The 15,773-nt window shown below is 70.0% G+C and carries 16 protein-coding genes; 15 read left to right on the forward strand and 1 reads right to left on the reverse strand.

The window, feature by feature from the left end; all coding sequences use genetic code 11:
* The first annotated feature begins 1 nt into the window (after position 1).
* The 3 genes from tcuA (at position 2) to LZ009_RS22235 (ending at position 4,176) form a co-directional block, all read left to right on the forward strand.
* Entirely contained in the window at positions 2-1,405 is a 1,404-nt protein-coding gene (gene tcuA / locus LZ009_RS22225; protein WP_275700176.1) for an FAD-dependent tricarballylate dehydrogenase TcuA, read from the forward strand.
* The gene (gene tcuB / locus LZ009_RS22230) at positions 1,392-2,537 is read left to right on the forward strand and encodes a tricarballylate utilization 4Fe-4S protein TcuB (protein WP_275700177.1); all 1,146 of its coding nucleotides are present in this window, start codon (positions 1,392-1,394) and stop codon (positions 2,535-2,537) included. Before tcuA ends, tcuB begins: the two co-directional genes overlap by 14 nt.
* A 61-nt stretch (positions 2,538-2,598) precedes the next feature.
* On the forward strand, positions 2,599-4,176 hold the full coding sequence (locus LZ009_RS22235; protein WP_275700178.1) for a mechanosensitive ion channel family protein: 1,578 nt from the start codon (positions 2,599-2,601) through the stop codon (positions 4,174-4,176).
* Here LZ009_RS22235 and LZ009_RS22240 read toward each other — a convergent pair.
* Positions 4,173-4,616 carry a universal stress protein gene (locus tag LZ009_RS22240; protein WP_275700179.1) on the reverse strand — a complete coding sequence of 148 codons (444 nt, stop codon included), beginning with the start codon at positions 4,614-4,616 and terminating at the stop codon, positions 4,173-4,175. The two genes, LZ009_RS22235 and LZ009_RS22240, sit on opposite strands and share 4 nt — an antisense overlap.
* A 102-nt stretch (positions 4,617-4,718) precedes the next feature.
* Here LZ009_RS22240 and LZ009_RS22245 point away from each other — a divergent pair, with 102 nt between their 5' ends.
* From LZ009_RS22245 to LZ009_RS22300, 12 genes are all read left to right on the forward strand, one after another.
* Positions 4,719-6,896, forward strand: coding sequence for a heavy metal translocating P-type ATPase (locus tag LZ009_RS22245; RefSeq protein ID WP_275700180.1), 2,178 nt, complete (start codon positions 4,719-4,721; stop codon positions 6,894-6,896).
* On the forward strand, positions 6,896-7,033 hold the full coding sequence (gene ccoS, locus LZ009_RS22250) for a cbb3-type cytochrome oxidase assembly protein CcoS (RefSeq protein WP_275700181.1): 138 nt from the start codon (positions 6,896-6,898) through the stop codon (positions 7,031-7,033). Before LZ009_RS22245 ends, ccoS begins: the two co-directional genes overlap by 1 nt.
* Positions 7,034-7,077: 44 nt before the next feature.
* On the forward strand, positions 7,078-8,505 hold the full coding sequence (ccoN, locus tag LZ009_RS22255) for a cytochrome-c oxidase, cbb3-type subunit I (RefSeq protein WP_275700182.1): 1,428 nt from the start codon (positions 7,078-7,080) through the stop codon (positions 8,503-8,505).
* Positions 8,506-8,521: 16 nt separating this feature from the next.
* Entirely contained in the window at positions 8,522-9,151 is a 630-nt protein-coding gene (ccoO, locus tag LZ009_RS22260; protein ID WP_275700183.1) for a cytochrome-c oxidase, cbb3-type subunit II, read from the forward strand.
* Positions 9,152-9,160: 9 nt separating this feature from the next.
* Positions 9,161-9,298 carry a cbb3-type cytochrome oxidase subunit 3 gene (locus LZ009_RS22265; RefSeq protein WP_275700184.1) on the forward strand — a complete coding sequence of 46 codons (138 nt, stop codon included), beginning with the start codon at positions 9,161-9,163 and terminating at the stop codon, positions 9,296-9,298.
* A gap of 4 nt (positions 9,299-9,302) precedes the next feature.
* Positions 9,303-10,214: a cytochrome-c oxidase, cbb3-type subunit III gene (gene ccoP / locus LZ009_RS22270; protein WP_275700185.1), complete on the forward strand. Its 912-nt coding sequence runs from the start codon at positions 9,303-9,305 to the stop codon at positions 10,212-10,214.
* A 62-nt stretch (positions 10,215-10,276) separates the two neighbouring features.
* Positions 10,277-11,695, forward strand: coding sequence for a cytochrome c oxidase accessory protein CcoG (ccoG, locus tag LZ009_RS22275; RefSeq protein ID WP_275700186.1), 1,419 nt, complete (start codon positions 10,277-10,279; stop codon positions 11,693-11,695).
* 16 nt (positions 11,696-11,711) lie between these two features.
* Positions 11,712-11,972: a FixH family protein gene (locus LZ009_RS22280; protein WP_275700187.1), complete on the forward strand. Its 261-nt coding sequence runs from the start codon at positions 11,712-11,714 to the stop codon at positions 11,970-11,972.
* Positions 11,973-11,982: 10 nt separating this feature from the next.
* Entirely contained in the window at positions 11,983-12,231 is a 249-nt protein-coding gene (locus LZ009_RS22285; RefSeq protein WP_275700188.1) for a hypothetical protein, read from the forward strand.
* Positions 12,228-13,604 (forward strand): oxygen-independent coproporphyrinogen III oxidase, encoded by a 1,377-nt coding sequence (hemN, locus tag LZ009_RS22290; protein WP_275700189.1) that lies wholly within the window; start codon positions 12,228-12,230, stop codon positions 13,602-13,604. Before LZ009_RS22285 ends, hemN begins: the two co-directional genes overlap by 4 nt.
* Positions 13,605-13,641: 37 nt before the next feature.
* A complete protein-coding gene (locus LZ009_RS22295; protein WP_275700190.1) occupies positions 13,642-15,084 on the forward strand; it encodes a PAS domain-containing sensor histidine kinase in 1,443 nt (480 codons plus the stop codon).
* Entirely contained in the window at positions 15,081-15,725 is a 645-nt protein-coding gene (locus LZ009_RS22300) for a response regulator (RefSeq protein ID WP_275700191.1), read from the forward strand. Before LZ009_RS22295 ends, LZ009_RS22300 begins: the two co-directional genes overlap by 4 nt.
* Positions 15,726-15,773 lie beyond the last annotated feature (48 nt).

Raw genomic sequence — 15,773 nt, forward strand, 5'->3', positions numbered from 1 at the left:
CTTGATCGACGTCCTGGTGATCGGCGGCGGCAATGCCGCCCTGTGCGCCGCGCTGATGGCGCGCGAAGCCGGCGCCAGCGTGCTGCTGCTGGAGGCGTCCCCGCGCGACTGGCGCGGCGGCAATTCGCAGCACACGCGCAACCTGCGCTGCATGCACGATGAACCCCAGGACGTGCTGCTCGAGAGCTATCCCGAAGAGGAGTTCTGGCAGGACCTGCTGAAGGTCACCGGCGGCAAGACCGACGAGAAGCTGGCGCGGCTCGTGATCCGCGCCTCCTCCACCTGCCGGCCCTGGATGCAGAAACACGGCGTGCGCTTCCAGCCCTCGCTGGCGGGCACGCTGCACCTGTCGCGCACCAACGCCTTCTTCATGGGCGGGGGCAAGGCGCTGGTCAACGCCTATTACCGCAGCGCCGAAAAGCTCGGCGTGCAGGTGCGCTACGACGCGCCGGTGGACCGCCTCGACCTGGAAGGCGGGCGCTTCGTGGCGGCGCGCGTGCGCGGCCAACGCATCGCCGCCAAGGCCTGCGTGCTGGCCGCGGGCGGTTTCGAATCCAACCGCGCCTGGCTGCGCGAGGCCTGGGGCCAGAACGAGCGCGGCGAGTGGCCGGCCGACAACTTCCTGATCCGCGGCACCCGCTTCAACCAGGGCGTGCTGCTCAAGCACATGATGGAGCAGGGCGCTGACACCATCGGCGACCCGTCGCAGTCGCACTGCGTGGCCATCGACGCGCGCGCGCCGCTGTACGACGGCGGCATCGTCACGCGCGTGGACTGCGTGTCGCTCGGCGTCATGCTCAATCGCGACGGCCTGCGCTTCTACGACGAGGGCGAGGACTTCTGGCCCAAGCGCTATGCGATCTGGGGCCGGCTGGTCGCGTTGCAGGCCGGCCAGATCGGCTTCTGCATCATCGACAGCCAGGCGGTGGGGCGCTTCATGCCGCCGGTGTTCCCGGGCGTGCAGGCCGACAGCCTGCCGCAGCTCGCGCAGCGGCTGGGCCTGGACGTGGGCCGCTTCATGCACACCCTGAGCGACTACAACGCCGCCTGCCGCCCCGGCACCTTCGACCACACGGTGCTGGACGACTGCGCAACCGTCGGCCTGGTGCCGCCCAAGAGCCACTGGGCCCGCCCGATCGAGAAGCCGCCCTTCTTCGGCTATGCGCTGCGTCCCGGCATCACCTTCACCTACCTGGGGCTCAAGACCGACGAGACCGCGGCGGTGCGCTTCGGCGGCGTGGCGAGCGACAACCTGTTCGTGGCCGGCGAGATGATGGCCGGCAACGTGCTGGGGCAGGGCTACACCGCCGGCGTCGGCATGAGCATAGGCACGGCCTTCGGCCGCATCGCCGGCGAGCAGGCGGCCCGCGCCGCGCTGAAGGAGGCTACGCTTGCACAAGCTTGAGGCCTTGGCCCGCGAGGCCGTGGCGCTGGCGCAGGGCTCGCCCGAGGCCGAGGTCGCGCGCCAGATGCAGATCTGCAATGCCTGCCGCTACTGCGAGGGCTTCTGCGCCGTGTTCCCCGCAATGACGCGGCGGCTCGCCTTCAACCACCAGGACGTGCACTACCTGGCCAACCTGTGCCACAACTGCGGGGCCTGCCTGCATGCCTGCCAGTACGCGCCGCCGCACGACTTCATGGTGAACGTGCCGCGCGCAATGGCGCAGGTGCGCATGCGCACCTACCAGGACTACGCCTGGCCGCCCGCGCTGGGCGCCCTCTACGCTCGCAACGGCCTGGTGCTGGCGCTCGCCACGGCGGGCGGACTGGCGCTTTTCCTGGTGTTGATGCTTGTGGTGCGCGGCAGCCTCTGGCACGACCCGCTGGAAGGCAACTTCTATGCGGTGTTCCCGCACCGGCTGCTGGTCGCCGTGTTCGGCGCGGCCTTCCTGTACGCGGTGCTGGCGCTGGCGATGGGCGCGGCGCGCTTCTGGCGCGCGCAAGCGCCGGGCGCCATCGGCGGTGGCGCCGCCGCCGAAGCAACGGGGGACGCACTGTCCCTGAAGTACCTGGACGGCGGCCACGGGGACGGCTGCAACGACGCCAGCGACCGCTTTACGCACTGGCGGCGGCTGTTCCACCACCTCACCTTCTACGGCTTCCTGCTTTGCTTCGCCGCGACCTGCGTGGGGACGCTCTACCACTACGCCTTCCATTGGCATGCGCCGTATCACCTGCTCAGCGTGCCGGTGCTGCTCGGCACCGTCGGCGGCATCGGCCTGTTGCTGGGACCGGCCGGACTGCTCTGGCTGAACACGCACCGGCCGCGCTTGCACGGCGACCCGGCACAGCGGCCCATGGACAGAGGTTTCATCGCGCTGCTGTTCGCGTCCAGCCTGACCGGGCTGGCGCTGCTGGCGGGGCGCGGCACCGGCGCGATGGCGCTGCTGCTGGCGGTCCACCTCGGCGTCGTGCTGGCGCTCTTCCTCACGCTGCCCTACGGCAAGTTCGCGCATGCGGTGTATCGCGTGGCGGCGCTGCTGAAATACGCCATCGAACGGCGGCAGCCGAACCAGCTGAAGCTGGGCGCCGACTAGGACCGACAGCGACCGGTATGGGACATTGGTCCCATGCGGGGCGGGAGACGCCGGTGCCATCATGGCCGCGATGGTGATGCGCGCTGCCTGCGTCCGGGCCTGGCTGGCCGGCTTGCTGCTGGCCGCCGGACTGCAGTCCGTGCCGGCCCAGTCCATCCTGCCCGCCGCGGTTTCCGGCTCGCCGGCCGCTTCGGCTCCGCGCGCCTCCGATCCCTTGCGGCGCGACACGCCGCGCAAGGCCATCGTCGGGTTCTCCCGCGCGATGCAAGGCGGCGACCTTGCGCTGGCCGAACGCTACGCCCAGCTCACGCGCCGCCAGCGGCCCGAGGCCGAGGAGCTCCTGGTCGGCCTGAACGAGCTGATGGACCGCTACCTGCTGCAGCCGGTGGCCGAGATCAGCGACCTGCCCGAGGGCGCGCTGGGCGACGGCCTGCCGCCCGATCGCGAGCGGGTCGGCCCGCTGCGCGTGGGCGAGCTGTCCTTCCCGATCGAGCTGGTGCGCGTCGACGACGGCGGGCTGCGGGTCTGGCTGGTGACTTCCGGCACGCTGGCGGCGGTGCCCGAGGTGCTGGCGCAGGCCAGCCCGCAATGGCTGGAGCGCACGCTGCCGACGATGCTCTCGCGCGAGCGGCTGTTCGGCTTCTCGATGGCGCACGTGGTGATCTGGTTCGCCTCGCTCCTGCTGCCGCTGCTGGCGCTGCACGCCTTGCTGCGCCTGGCGCGCCGGACGCTGGGAAGGCACGGCGCCGCGACCTGGCTGGACAAGGTGCACTGGCCCTTGGTGATCGTGGCGGCGCTGTCCGTGCACCTGCTGGCCGTGGCCTTCTTCGGCAGCACGCTGTCGTTTCGCATCGCCTACCGGCGGGTGGTGGTCCTGCTGCTGGTCGCGGCGCTGGCCTGGGCGCTGAACCGCCTGCTCGGATTGCTGTTCGCCCAGGCCCGCGCGCGGCTGCAGGGCGACCAGCGCACCGGCGCGCGCTCCTTGCTCTTGCTGGGCGAGCGGCTGCTCAAGCTGCTGCTCGGCCTGGCCGCGGGCCTGGGCATGCTGGCGCTGGTGGGGCTGGACATCCGGACCACGCTCGCGGGACTGGGCCTGGTCGGTTTCGCGGTGGCGCTGGGCGCGCGCAAGACCATCGAGAACATCCTGGGCGGCGTCATGCTGCTGGGCGACCGGGTGCTGGCTGTCGGCGACGAGTGCAAGGTGTCCGGGCGGCAGGGCAAGGTGGAAGACATCACGCTTCGTTCGGTTCGCATCCGCACGCGCGAGCAGAGCCTGCTGTCCATCCCGGCCGGCGAACTGGCCAGCGCGGACATCGAGAACTACCGCACGCGGGGCAAGTTCCTCGCCAGCAGCATCCTGCGCCTGTCGCACCGCACGCGCGCGGAGCAGATCCGCCAGGTGCGCGACGGCATCGAAGCCTTGTTGCGCAACAACGCGATGGTGGAGCAGGGCTCGGCCAGCATCCGCCTGGTGGGGCTGGGCGGGCCGGCGGTGGAGCTGGAACTGTTCGCCTATTTCCTGACGGCGGATGCGGGCCGCTTCGGCGCGGAGCGCGAGCAGCTATTGCTGCAGGTCGCCGCCGTGGTGGAGCAGGCCGGCGCGAGCTTCGCCGGCCCGGACCTTCCGGTGCGGGCCTAGCGCAGCACCAGCACCGGGATGTTGCCGTGCGTCAGCACGTGCTGGGTCTCGCTTCCGAGCAGCAGGCGCTTGATGCCCTTGCGGCCATGCGAGGCCATCACGACCAGGTCGCACTTGTGCTTGCGCGCCGCGGCCAGGATCGCCTCGGCCACGAGGTCGGAGCGCACCGTGACGCCCTTGGCCTTGACGCCTGCGCGTTCCGCCGACTGCGCAACGGCATCCGCCACCGCCTGGCCGTTCTCGGCCCACTGCTTCTCGATGCGGCCCACTTCGCGCGGCGGCAGCGAGACGCCGCCTTCGAAATAGGACACCGGGTAGCGCGACACCACGTTCAGCGCCACGACTTCGGCGCCCATGGCCGAAGCCAGTTCGACGGCGCTCTTGACGGCTTTCTTCGACAGCGGGGAGCCGTCGGTGGGGACCAGGATGCGTTGGTACATGGAGGGCTCCTTCTTTGTCTGCGGCAAGCATGCGCGGCGCGGCGCCGGCCGGGCTTGATCCACGTCAAGCATCCGGCCATCGCGCGCCCTTAGCCTTGCGGCATGCAAGCCGCGCTGGACGCAAGAACGGAATGGGAGAGCTTCAGCCGGCCCCTGGCGGACGGCCGGCGCGAGGCATTCCTCGCGATCCAGGGCATGTACTGCGCGGCCTGCACGCTGGCGATCGAGCAGGCGCTGAAGCCGCTGCCCGGCGTTCACGAAGTCGCGGTCAACGGCGCCACGGAAATCGCGCGCGTCGTCTGGTCTCCGCAGCAAGGCCAGCCTTCGCAATGGCTGGCGGCCTTGCACGAGGCCGGCTACGGCGGGCTGCCCGCGGGCGACCAGCTGGCGGCGCTGCCTCGCCTGCAGGCACAGCGGCGCCTGCTGTGGCGCTGGCTGGTGGCGGGCTTCTGCATGATGCAGGTGATGATGTACGCGGTGCCCGCGTACGTGGCGCAGCCCGGCGAGATGACGCCCGACGCCGCCGCCCTGCTGCGCTGGGCTTCCTGGCTGCTGACGCTGCCGGTGCTGCTGTTCTCCTGCAGCCCCTTCTTCTCCTGCGCCTGGCGCGACCTAACCGCGCGCCGCATCGGCATGGACGTGCCGGTGGCGCTGGGCATCCTGATCGCCTTCGGCGCCAGCACGGCCGCCACCTTCGATCCGCAAGGGCCGCTCGCCGGCGAGGTCTGGTACGACTCGCTGACGATGTTCGTGTTCTTCCTGCTGTCGGGACGGCTGCTGGAGCAGCGGCTGCGCGATCGCACCGCGGGCTCGCTGGAGGCGCTGCTGCGGCGCCTGCCGGAATCGGTGGAGCGCCTGCGCGAGGACGGCAGCGGCGAACGCGTTCCCGCGCGCAGCCTGGTGGTGGGCGATCGCATCCGCGTGCGCGCCGGCGAAGCCTTTCCCGCCGACGGCTGTGTGCTGGAGGGCGCGAGCCAGGTCGACGAAGCGCTGCTCACGGGCGAGGCCCGGCCGCTGCGGCGCACCGTCGGCGACGCCGTGGTCGCAGGCAGCCACAACCTGTCCGGGACCCTGGTGCTGCGGGTCGAACGCACCGGCGCCGACACGCGCTTTGCCCAGATCGTCGCGCTGATGGAGCGCGCTTCCACCGCCAAGCCGCGGCTGGCGCAGCTGGCGGACCGCATCGCTTCGCCCTTCCTCTGCGCGGTGCTGCTGGCGGCCGGCGCGGCGGCCTGGTGGTGGTGGCCGCAAGGTCCCGGCCACGCGCTGGGCATCGCGGTGGCCGTGCTGATCGTCACCTGTCCCTGCGCGCTGGCGCTGGCCACGCCCGCCGCCACGCTGGCCGCCGCGGGCGCCCTGGCGCGGCGGGGCATCCTGGTGCGCCGGCTGGAGGCGCTGGAAGCCGCGGCAGCGCTCGACACGGTGCTGTTCGACAAGACCGGCACGCTGACGGCGGATCGCCTGAGCGTCGTGGCGGTGCGGACGCGGCCGGGGGTGAGCGAGGCCCAGGCCCTGGAATGGGCAGGCGCGCTGGCGAAGCATTCGCTGCACCCGGTGTCGCGGGCCGTCGCGGGCGGCGAGCTCGCAGCGAGCGAGGTCGTCGAACACCCGGGCCGGGGCGTCGAAGGCGTGGTGCAGGGGATCGGCAGGATGTGGTGGGGTCGCTTCGCGAACCCGCCCTGCGAAGGGAGTGCGTCGCTCGCGGACGACCAGGGCTGGATCGCCAGCTTCTTTCTCGACGAGACGCTGCGGCCGGGTGCGGCGGAGGCGGTGGCCGGCTTGCAGGGACAAGGCCTGCGCACCGAAATCCTTTCCGGCGACTCCGCCGCGGCGGTGCAGCTTCTGGCCGACCGCGTCGGCATCCGCCTGGCGCACGGCGGGCAATCGCCGCAGGACAAGCTCGATCGGCTGGCCGCGCTGCAGGATGCCGGCCGGCGCGTCGCCATGGTCGGCGACGGCCTCAACGACGGCCCGGTGCTGGCCCGGGCCGACGTCGCCATCGCAGTCGGCGATGCCGTGCCGCTGGCGCAGGCGCGCTGCGATTTCATCGTGCCGGGCGGGCAGCCCGCGGCACTTCCGCTGCTGCTGCGGCAGGCGCGCCGCACGCGCAGCGTGGTGCGGCAGAACCTGGCCTGGGCCGCCGCCTACAACGCGGTCTGCGTGCCGCTGGCCCTGGCCGGCCAGATGCCGCCGTGGCTGGCGGGCCTGGGCATGGCCGCCAGCTCGCTCTTCGTGGTGCTCAATGCGGCGCGCCTCGCGCGCCTGCCGAAAGAAGGCTGATGGACATCCTGTTCCTCCTGGTCCCCCTGTCCGTGACCCTGGCGCTGGCGATCCTGTGCGCGCTGGGCTGGGCCGTCTGGCGCGGCCAGTTCGAAGGCGTCGACGCCGAGGCCGAACGGATTCTCCAGTCGGATTGACGTGCGTCAAACGGCGCGTCCGCCGCCGACGGGAGACTCGCTGCATGGACAATCCTCACAACTACGAAGACGGCGTCATCCGGCAGTTCTCGCTGATGGCCGTGGCCTGGGGCGTGGTCGGCATGCTGGTCGGCCTGTTCATCGCCGCGCAGCTCGCCTGGCCCGAACTCAATTTCGGCATCCCCTGGCTTTCCTACGGCCGCCTGCGGCCGCTGCACACCAACGCGGTGATCTTCGCCTTCGGCGGCTGCGGCCTGTTCGCCACCAGCTACTACGTGGTGCAGCGCACCTGCCAGGTCAAGCTGTTCATGCCGAAGCTCGCGGCCTTCACCTTCTGGGGCTGGCAGGCCGTGATCGTCGCGGCCGCCATCAGCCTGCCCCTGGGCTACACCTCGGGCAAGGAATACGCGGAGCTCGAATGGCCGATCGACATCCTGATCGCCGCGGTCTGGGTCTCGTATGCAATCGTGTTCTTCGGCACCGTCGGCACGCGCAAGATCAAGCACATCTACGTGGCCAACTGGTTCTTCGGCGCCTTCATCCTCGCCGTCGCCCTGCTGCACCTGGTGAACAGCGCCGCAATCCCGGCCGGCTTCATGAAGTCGTACTCGGTCTATGCCGGCGTCCAGGATGCGATGGTGCAGTGGTGGTACGGCCACAACGCCGTCGGCTTCTACCTCACCACCGGCTTCCTCGGGATGATGTACTACTTCATCCCCAAGCAGGCCGGCCGCCCGGTGTACAGCTATCGCCTGTCCATCGTGCACTTCTGGGCACTGATCTTCACCTACATGTGGGCGGGTCCGCACCACCTGCACTACACCGCGCTGCCGGACTGGACGCAGTCCATCGGCATGCTGTTCTCGCTGATCCTGCTGGCGCCCAGCTGGGGCGGCATGATCAACGGCGTGATGACCCTGTCGGGCGCCTGGCACAAGCTGCGCGACGACCCGGTGCTGCGCTTCATGATCGTGGCGCTGTCCTTCTACGGCATGGCGACGCTGGAAGGCCCGCTGATGTCGATCAAGACCGTCAACGCGCTCTCGCACTACACCGACTGGACGGTCGGCCACGTGCACGCCGGCGCGCTGGGCTGGGTGGGCCTGATCACCATGGGTTCGCTCTACTACCTGATCCCGCGCCTGTTCGGCCGCACGCAGATGCATTCGGTGCCGGCGATCGAGCTGCACTTCTGGATCGCCACCGTCGGCATCGTGCTGTACATCGCCGCCATGTGGATCGCCGGCGTGATGCAGGGCCTGATGTGGCGCGCGCTGAACGCCGACGGCACGCTCACCTACACCTTCGTCGAAAGCGTGAAGGCCACCTATCCCTTCTACGTGGTGCGCGCCCTCGGCGGCCTGCTGTACCTGGCCGGCATGTGCGTGATGGCCTGGAACACCTGGATGACCGTCGCCGGCGGCCACTCGGTCCGCGTGCCGGTCGCCGCCGCGGCCGCCCAGCCCGCCTGAGACGAAAGCCTTTCCCATGAGTACCAACGACACCCCCGTTGCCACCTTCTCGCACGAGAAGGTCGAGACCAGCAACTTCCTGATGATCGTGCTGATCCTGCTGGTGGTCGCCATCGGCGGCCTGGTGGAGATCGTGCCGCTGTTCTTCCAGAAGTCGACCACCGAGCCGGTGCTGGGCCTGAAGCCCTACACCGCGCTGCAGGTCGCCGGCCGCGACATCTACCTGCGCGAAGGTTGCTACAACTGCCACTCGCAGATGATCCGGCCCTTCCGCGCCGAGACGCTGCGCTACGGCCACTACTCGGTGGCCGGCGAATTCGTCTACGACCACCCCTTCCAGTGGGGCAGCAAGCGCACCGGCCCCGACCTGCAGCGCGTGGGCGGCCGCTACAGCGACGAGTGGCACAAGATCCACCTGAACAACCCGCGCGACCTGGTGCCCGAGTCGAACATGCCGGCCTATCCCTGGCTGGAGAAGACGCCGGCCGACGCCGACAGCATCGCGAACCACATGAAGGCGCTGCGCGTCGCCGGCGTTCCTTACACCGACGCCGAAATCGCCAAGGCGCCGGCCGACCTCAAGGGCCGGACCGAAGCCGATGCGCTGGTGGCCTACCTGCAATCCCTGGGCCGTTCCCTCAAATAAGGAAAAGCGATGGACGTCACCACCCTGCGCATCGCCGCCACGCTAGGCGCGTTCGCCATGTTCCTGGCCATCGCCGGCTGGGCCTACTGGCGCGGCAACCGCGCCCGCTTCGACGAGGCGGCGCACATCCCTTTCCAACAGGACTGAAACCATGAGCGATTTCGTCGACGGCTTCTGGTCGGTCTACGTCGCGGGCGCCACGCTGGTGGGCATCGCCGCCTGCCTGCTGCTGCTGTGGCTGACCGCCCGCAAGAAGGTGGCCGCGCGCGCCGACAACACCACCGGCCACGTCTGGGACGGCGACCTCACCGAGATGAACAACCCGCTGCCGCTGTGGTGGGTGGGCCTGTTCATCGGCACGGTGGTGTTCTCGCTGCTGTACCTGGTCGCCTACCCCGGCCTCGGCACCTACGAGGGCGAGCTGAAGTGGACCACGCGCGGCGAATACGAAGCCGAGATGCAGGACGCCCGCAAGCAGCTCGAGCCACTGTATGCCCGCTTCACCGCGCGCAAGCCCGAGGAACTGGCCGGCGACTCCGCGGCGATGGCCGTCGGCGAGCGCCTGTTCATGAACAACTGCGCGCAGTGCCACGGCTCGGACGCGCGCGGCAGCAAGGGCTTTCCCAACCTGGCCGACGCCGACTGGCTGCATGGCGGCGCGCCGGAGAAGATCGTCGAGACCATCACCAAGGGCCGCGTCGGCAGCATGCCTCCCATGGCCGCGGCGGTGGGCACGCCCGAGGACGTGAAGAACGTCGCGCACTACGTGCTGAGCCTGTCGAACAGCCCGCACGACTCGCTGCGCGCGCAGCTGGGGCGCAGCAAGTTCACCGCCTGCGCGGCCTGCCACGGCCCCGGCGGCAAGGGCAACCCCATGCTCGGCGCGCCCAACCTCACGGACGACATCTGGCTGCATGGCTGGGGCGAGCAGGCCATCGTCAACATGATCAACAACGGCAAGACCAACGAGATGCCGGCGCAGGAAGGCAAGCTTACCGACGCCCAGATCCATGTGCTCGCCTCGTATGTCTGGGGACTGTCGAACAAGCCGCCGCGGCCTTGAGTTGCGCCAGGGCCTGACCCAGGTCAACTGCGGGCCGGCCCACCCCGCGCATCATCGATGCCATGAAAGTCATCCCCATCCTCCCCGCAGTCCAGGAAGAAGGGCAGGGCCTCTATGTCTCGGAGCGCAAGGTCTATCCGCGCTCGGTGCAAGGTGTCTTCGCGCGCTGGCGCTGGATCTTCGTCGGGCTCACGCAGCTCGTCTTCTACGGGCTGCCCTGGCTGCAGTGGAACGACCGCCAGGCGGTGCTGTTCGACCTGGGCGCGCGCCGCTTCTACCTGTTCGGCGCCGTCCTCTACCCGCAGGACTTCATCTACCTCACCGCGCTGCTGGTGATCAGCGCGCTCTCGCTGTTCCTGTTCACCGCGGTGGCCGGCCGCCTGTGGTGCGGCTTCGCCTGCCCGCAGACGGTCTACACCGAGATGTTCCTGTGGATAGAACACAAGGTGGAAGGCGACCGCCAGGCCCGCATGAAGCTCGATGCCGGCGGCTTCTCGCTGGAGAAGCTGGTCAAGAAGTGGTTCAAGCACATCCTCTGGCTGGGCCTGGCGATCTGGACCGGCTTCACCTTCGTCGGCTACTTCACCCCCATCACCGAGCTGGGCCTGGAATTCCTGCAGACCCGCATGGGCTCCTGGGAAGTGTTCTGGGTGTTCTTCTACGGCTTCGCCACTTACGGCAACGCCGGCTTCATGCGCGAGCAGGTCTGCAAGTACATGTGCCCGTACGCGCGCTTCCAGAGCGCGATGTTCGACAAGGACACGCTGATCGTCAGCTACGACACCGCCCGCGGCGAGCCGCGCGGCTCCCGCAGCCGCAAGGTGGACCACGAGGCGGAGGGCCTGGGCTCCTGCGTCGACTGCAGCCTGTGCGTGCAGGTCTGCCCCACCGGCATCGACATCCGCAAGGGCCTGCAGTACGAGTGCATAGGCTGCGCCGCCTGCGTGGACGTGTGCGACGGCGTAATGGACAAGATGAACTACCCGCGCGGGCTGATCCGCTTCACCACGCAGAACGCGCTGGCGAACGCGCCGGCGGCCTCCGCGCGCGAGTACATCGTCCGCCGCGTGCTGCGCCCGCGCGTGCTGGTCTACGCCACGGTGCTGCTGGTGCTGGTGGCGGGCTTGATGACCAGCCTGGCGCTGCGCACGCCGCTGAAGGTGGATGTGGTCCGCGACCGCGCCGCCCTGGCCCGCATCGTCGCCGGCGGCCGGCTGGAGAACGTGTACCGCCTGCAGGTGATGAACGCCACCGAGCAGCCGCAGCGCTATCGCATCAGCGCCGAGGGCCTGGAAGGACTGGCGCTCGCCTCGGATGCCGAGATCGAAGTCGGTCCCGCCGAGTCCCGCTGGGTCGCGGTGCGCCTGCAGATTCCCTACGGGTCCGCCGCGGCCGGCCCGCATCCCATCCATTTCGGCATCCAGGCCGTGGGCGGCGACGCCCACGTGCGGGAAAAGTCGATGTTCCTGGTCCCTCGTTAACTGCGGGAATGACGAAATGAAGCATGACGAAATGACGGTCGAACCCGCGCCCTGGTGGAAACATGGGCTGGTGTGGCTCGTGATCGCGGGGCCGGCCTGCGTCGCCGTCGCGGGCGCCTACACGACCTGGCTGGCCGTGAGCCATCCGGACCCGGTGCTCGCGGCCGACTACTACCGGCGCGGCATCGAGATCAACAAGACCTTGCGCGAACGCGACAAGGCCAACGTGCCGGCCCTGCAGGGCCGCAACCACGCGCTCACGCCCGTCGAACCCTGAGGACGACGCCATGGCCCAACGCCTGATGTGGATCGTGTGGCCGGCTTTCCTGGCCGCCTGCATGCTGGAACTGGTGGTGTTCGCGCTGGTGGACCCGCTGGAACTGCACTGGTCCGGCCAGGTGCTCGGCTGGTCCCGCCAGGGCGTCTACACCGCCGCCTTCTTCACCTTCTGGCTCGCCACCATGGGCGCCTGCGCGCTCACCACGCTGCTGCGCATCGCCCCCGTCGACGCGCCCCGCCTCCCGGATCCATCATGACCCCTTCCATCACCCCCGAGCTGCTGCGCAGGTTCGACGTTCCCGGACCGCGCTACACGTCCTATCCCACGGCCGACCGCTTCGTCGAGGCCTTCGGCGCGGGCGACTACGAGCGCGCCCTGGCGCAGCGCGCGGGCGAAGCCGCGCGGCCGCTGTCGCTGTACGTGCACATCCCGTTCTGCGAGTCGCTGTGCTACTACTGCGCCTGCAACAAGATCATCACGAAGCACCACGAGCGCGCCGCGCCCTATCTCGCCTACCTGGCGAAGGAGGTCGCGCTGCATGCGGCCATCCTGGGCACCGGCCAGCCGGTGAGCCAGCTGCACCTGGGCGGCGGCTCGCCGACCTTCCTCTCGGACGACGAACTGCGCGAGCTGATGGCGCTGCTGCGGCGCAACTTCGCGATCGCGCCGGGCGCCGAATGTTCGATCGAGATCGACCCGCGCACCGTCGACGGCGAGCGCCTGCGCGCGCTGGCCAGGCTCGGGTTCAACCGCCTGAGCTTCGGCGTGCAGGACTTCGACCCCGCCGTGCAGAAGGCCGTGCACCGCGTGCAGCCCTTCGAACAGGTCGAGGCGCTCATGCGCGAGGCGCGCGCCATCGGCTTCGAATCGATCAACGTCGACCTGATCTACGGCCTGCCGAAGCAGACGGCGCAGTCCTTCGCGCGCACGCTGGCGCAGGTGACGCAGCTGCGCCCGGACCGCATCGCGCTCTACGGCTACGCGCACCTGCCGGAGCGCTTCAAGCCGCAGCGGCGCATCGTCGCCGTCGAGCTGCCCGGCGCGGCGGCCAAGATCGACCTGCTGTCGCAGGCGCTGGCCGCCTTCCTGGGCGCGGGCTATGCCTACATCGGCATGGACCACTTCGCGCTGCCGAACGACTCCCTGGCCGTGGCGCGGCGCCAGGGCCGGCTGCACCGCAACTTCCAGGGCTACAGCACGCAGGCCGATTGCGACCTGGTGGGCCTGGGCATCTCGGCGATCGGCAAGGTGGGCGCGACCTACAGCCAGAACGCCAAGACGATGGAGGAATACTGCGACGCGCTCGACCAGGACCGGCTGCCGGTGGTGCGCGGCCTCGCCCTCTCGCGCGACGACCTCGCGCGGCGCGCGGTGGTCATGGCGCTGATGTGCCAGGGCCGGGTGGACTTCGAGACGATCGAGACGGCGTGGCTGCTGGACTTCCAGGGCTACTTCACCGCGGAACTCGAGGAGCTGCAGGCGCTGCAGGAGCAAGGGCTCGTCACCGTGGACGCCACCGGCATCCAGGTGACGCCCCAGGGCTGGTTCTTCGTGCGCGCCGTGGCCATGGTGTTCGACCGTTACCTGCAGGCGGACCGCAACCGCTCCCGCTTCTCTCGCATCCTTTAGGCTTTGGGGTAAATTTCCCCTCCAGGAAACAAGCCCCTTGATCGAACCCCTCACCGAGCCCAACGCCGCGGCGCGCCTCGCCGCACTGCTGGACTCCGCCATGGACGCCATCATCACGATCGATGAGGCGCAGCGCATCGTGTTCTACAACCGCGCGGCGGAGCGTATCTTCGGCTGGACCGCGGCGCAGGCGGCGGGCATGGCGCTGGAGCAGCTGCTGCCGGAGCGCTTCCGCGCTTCCCATGCCCGGCACGTGGCGCAATTCGGCGCCACCGGCGTCAGCTCGCGGCCCATGGCCGGCAGCAGGGTCGTGTACGGCCGCCGCGCGAATGGCGAGGAGTTCCCGGTCGACGCCTCGATCTCGCAGCTGGACACGCCGCAGGGCAAGCTGTTCACCGTGATCATGCGCGACGTCACCGAGCGGGTGGAGGCCGAAAGCGCGCAGCGCCGCCTCGCCGCGCGCCTGACGGGCCTGCTGGACTCGGCGATGGACGGCATCATCACCATCGACGCCGCCCAGCGCATCGTGCTGTTCAACCGCGCCGCCGAAAGGATCTTCGGCTGGGAGGCCGCCGAAGTGATGGGCCAGCCGCTCGAAATGCTGCTGCCCCCGCGCTACCGCGGCAGCCACGCCGCCCACGTGCGGCAGTTCGGCGCGACCGGCGTCACTTCGCGCCGCATGGGCGACGGCACCGTGCTGAGCGGCCTGCGGCGCGGCGGCGAGGAGTTCCCGATGGACGCCTCGATCTCGCAGCTGGAAACGCCGGAAGGCCACCTGTACACGGTGATCCTGCGCGACGTGACCGAGCGCGTGCGCGCGCAGCACGAACTGGCCGCGATGGCGGCCCAGGCGAGCACCGTGCGCGAGGAGGAGAAGAGCCGCGTCGCGCGCGAGCTGCACGACGAGCTGGCGCAGTCGCTCACGGCGCTGAAGATGGATGCCATGTGGCTCAAGGACAACCTGCGGCGCGATCCCGGCGCGGCCGCGGGCAAGCTCGATGCCATGCTGCGCATGCTCGATGAAAGCGTGGCGTCCACCCGCCGCATCGCCGCCGACCTGCGGCCGCTGGTGCTGGACGACCTGGGCCTGGTGGCCGCGGTCGACTGGCTGGTGCAGGGCTTCATGCAGCGCACCAGCGTCGCCTGCGAGCTCGAAGCCGACGAGGACATGGAGCTGGGCGAGCCCTACGCCACCGCCGTGTTCCGCATCGTGCAGGAGTCGCTGGCCAACGTCGCCAAGCACGCGCACGCCACGCAGGTGAAGGTGGCGCTGGAGCGCACCGCCGATGCGGTCATCCTGGACGTGCGTGACGACGGCGTCGGCTTCGACCCGGCGGCGCCGCGCCATCCCGGCTCGCTGGGCCTGGCGGGCTTGCGCGAGCGCGCCAGCCTGGCGCTCGGGCGGGTGGACATCACGAGCCGGCCCGGCGGCGGCACGCGGGTGCATGCGCGGATCCCGGTGCCGGAGGGCGCAGCATGATCACGCTCGTCATCGCCGACGACCACGCCATCGTGCGCGAGGGCCTCAAGCGCATCGTGGCCGATGCCGGCGACCTGCAGGTGGTGGCCGAGGCCGCCGACGGCACGCAGGTGATGCAGGTGGTGCGCGAGCGCGAGTTCCAGGTGCTGGTGCTGGACCTCTCCATGCCGGGGCGCAGCGGCATGGAACTGATCCGGCTGGTGAAGGCCGAGCGGCCCCGGCTGCGCATCCTGGTCCTGAGCATGCACGCGGAGCAGCAGTACGCGGTGCGCGCCATCAAGTCGGGGGCCAGCGGCTACCTCACCAAGGAAAGCGCGCCGGCGCTGCTGGTGGAGGCGATCCGCAAGATCGCCGGCGGCGGCGCCTTCATCAGCGCCCAGGTCGCCGAGCAGCTGGCGCTGGGGGCCATGCCGGGCAGCGCGCAGGCGGCGCCGCACGAGGTGCTGACCGAGCGCGAGTTCGAGGTGTTCCGGCAGCTGGTGTCCGGCCTGTCGGTGACCGACCTGGCGGCGCGCCTGAACCTGTCGGTGAAGACGGTGAGCACGCACAAGTCCAACCTGATGCAGAAGCTGGGCGTGAAGAACCAGAGCGAGCTGGTGCGCTATGCGATGAAGCACGGGATAGGCGGCGACGAGGTTTGACGGCCTAGGAATATTCCGAGGCCCCGAACCAGATCATTCCGAGCCCCC

Source organism: Ramlibacter paludis (assembly GCF_022012305.1).
In the GTDB taxonomy this organism is placed as follows: domain Bacteria; phylum Pseudomonadota; class Gammaproteobacteria; order Burkholderiales; family Burkholderiaceae_C; genus Ramlibacter; species Ramlibacter paludis.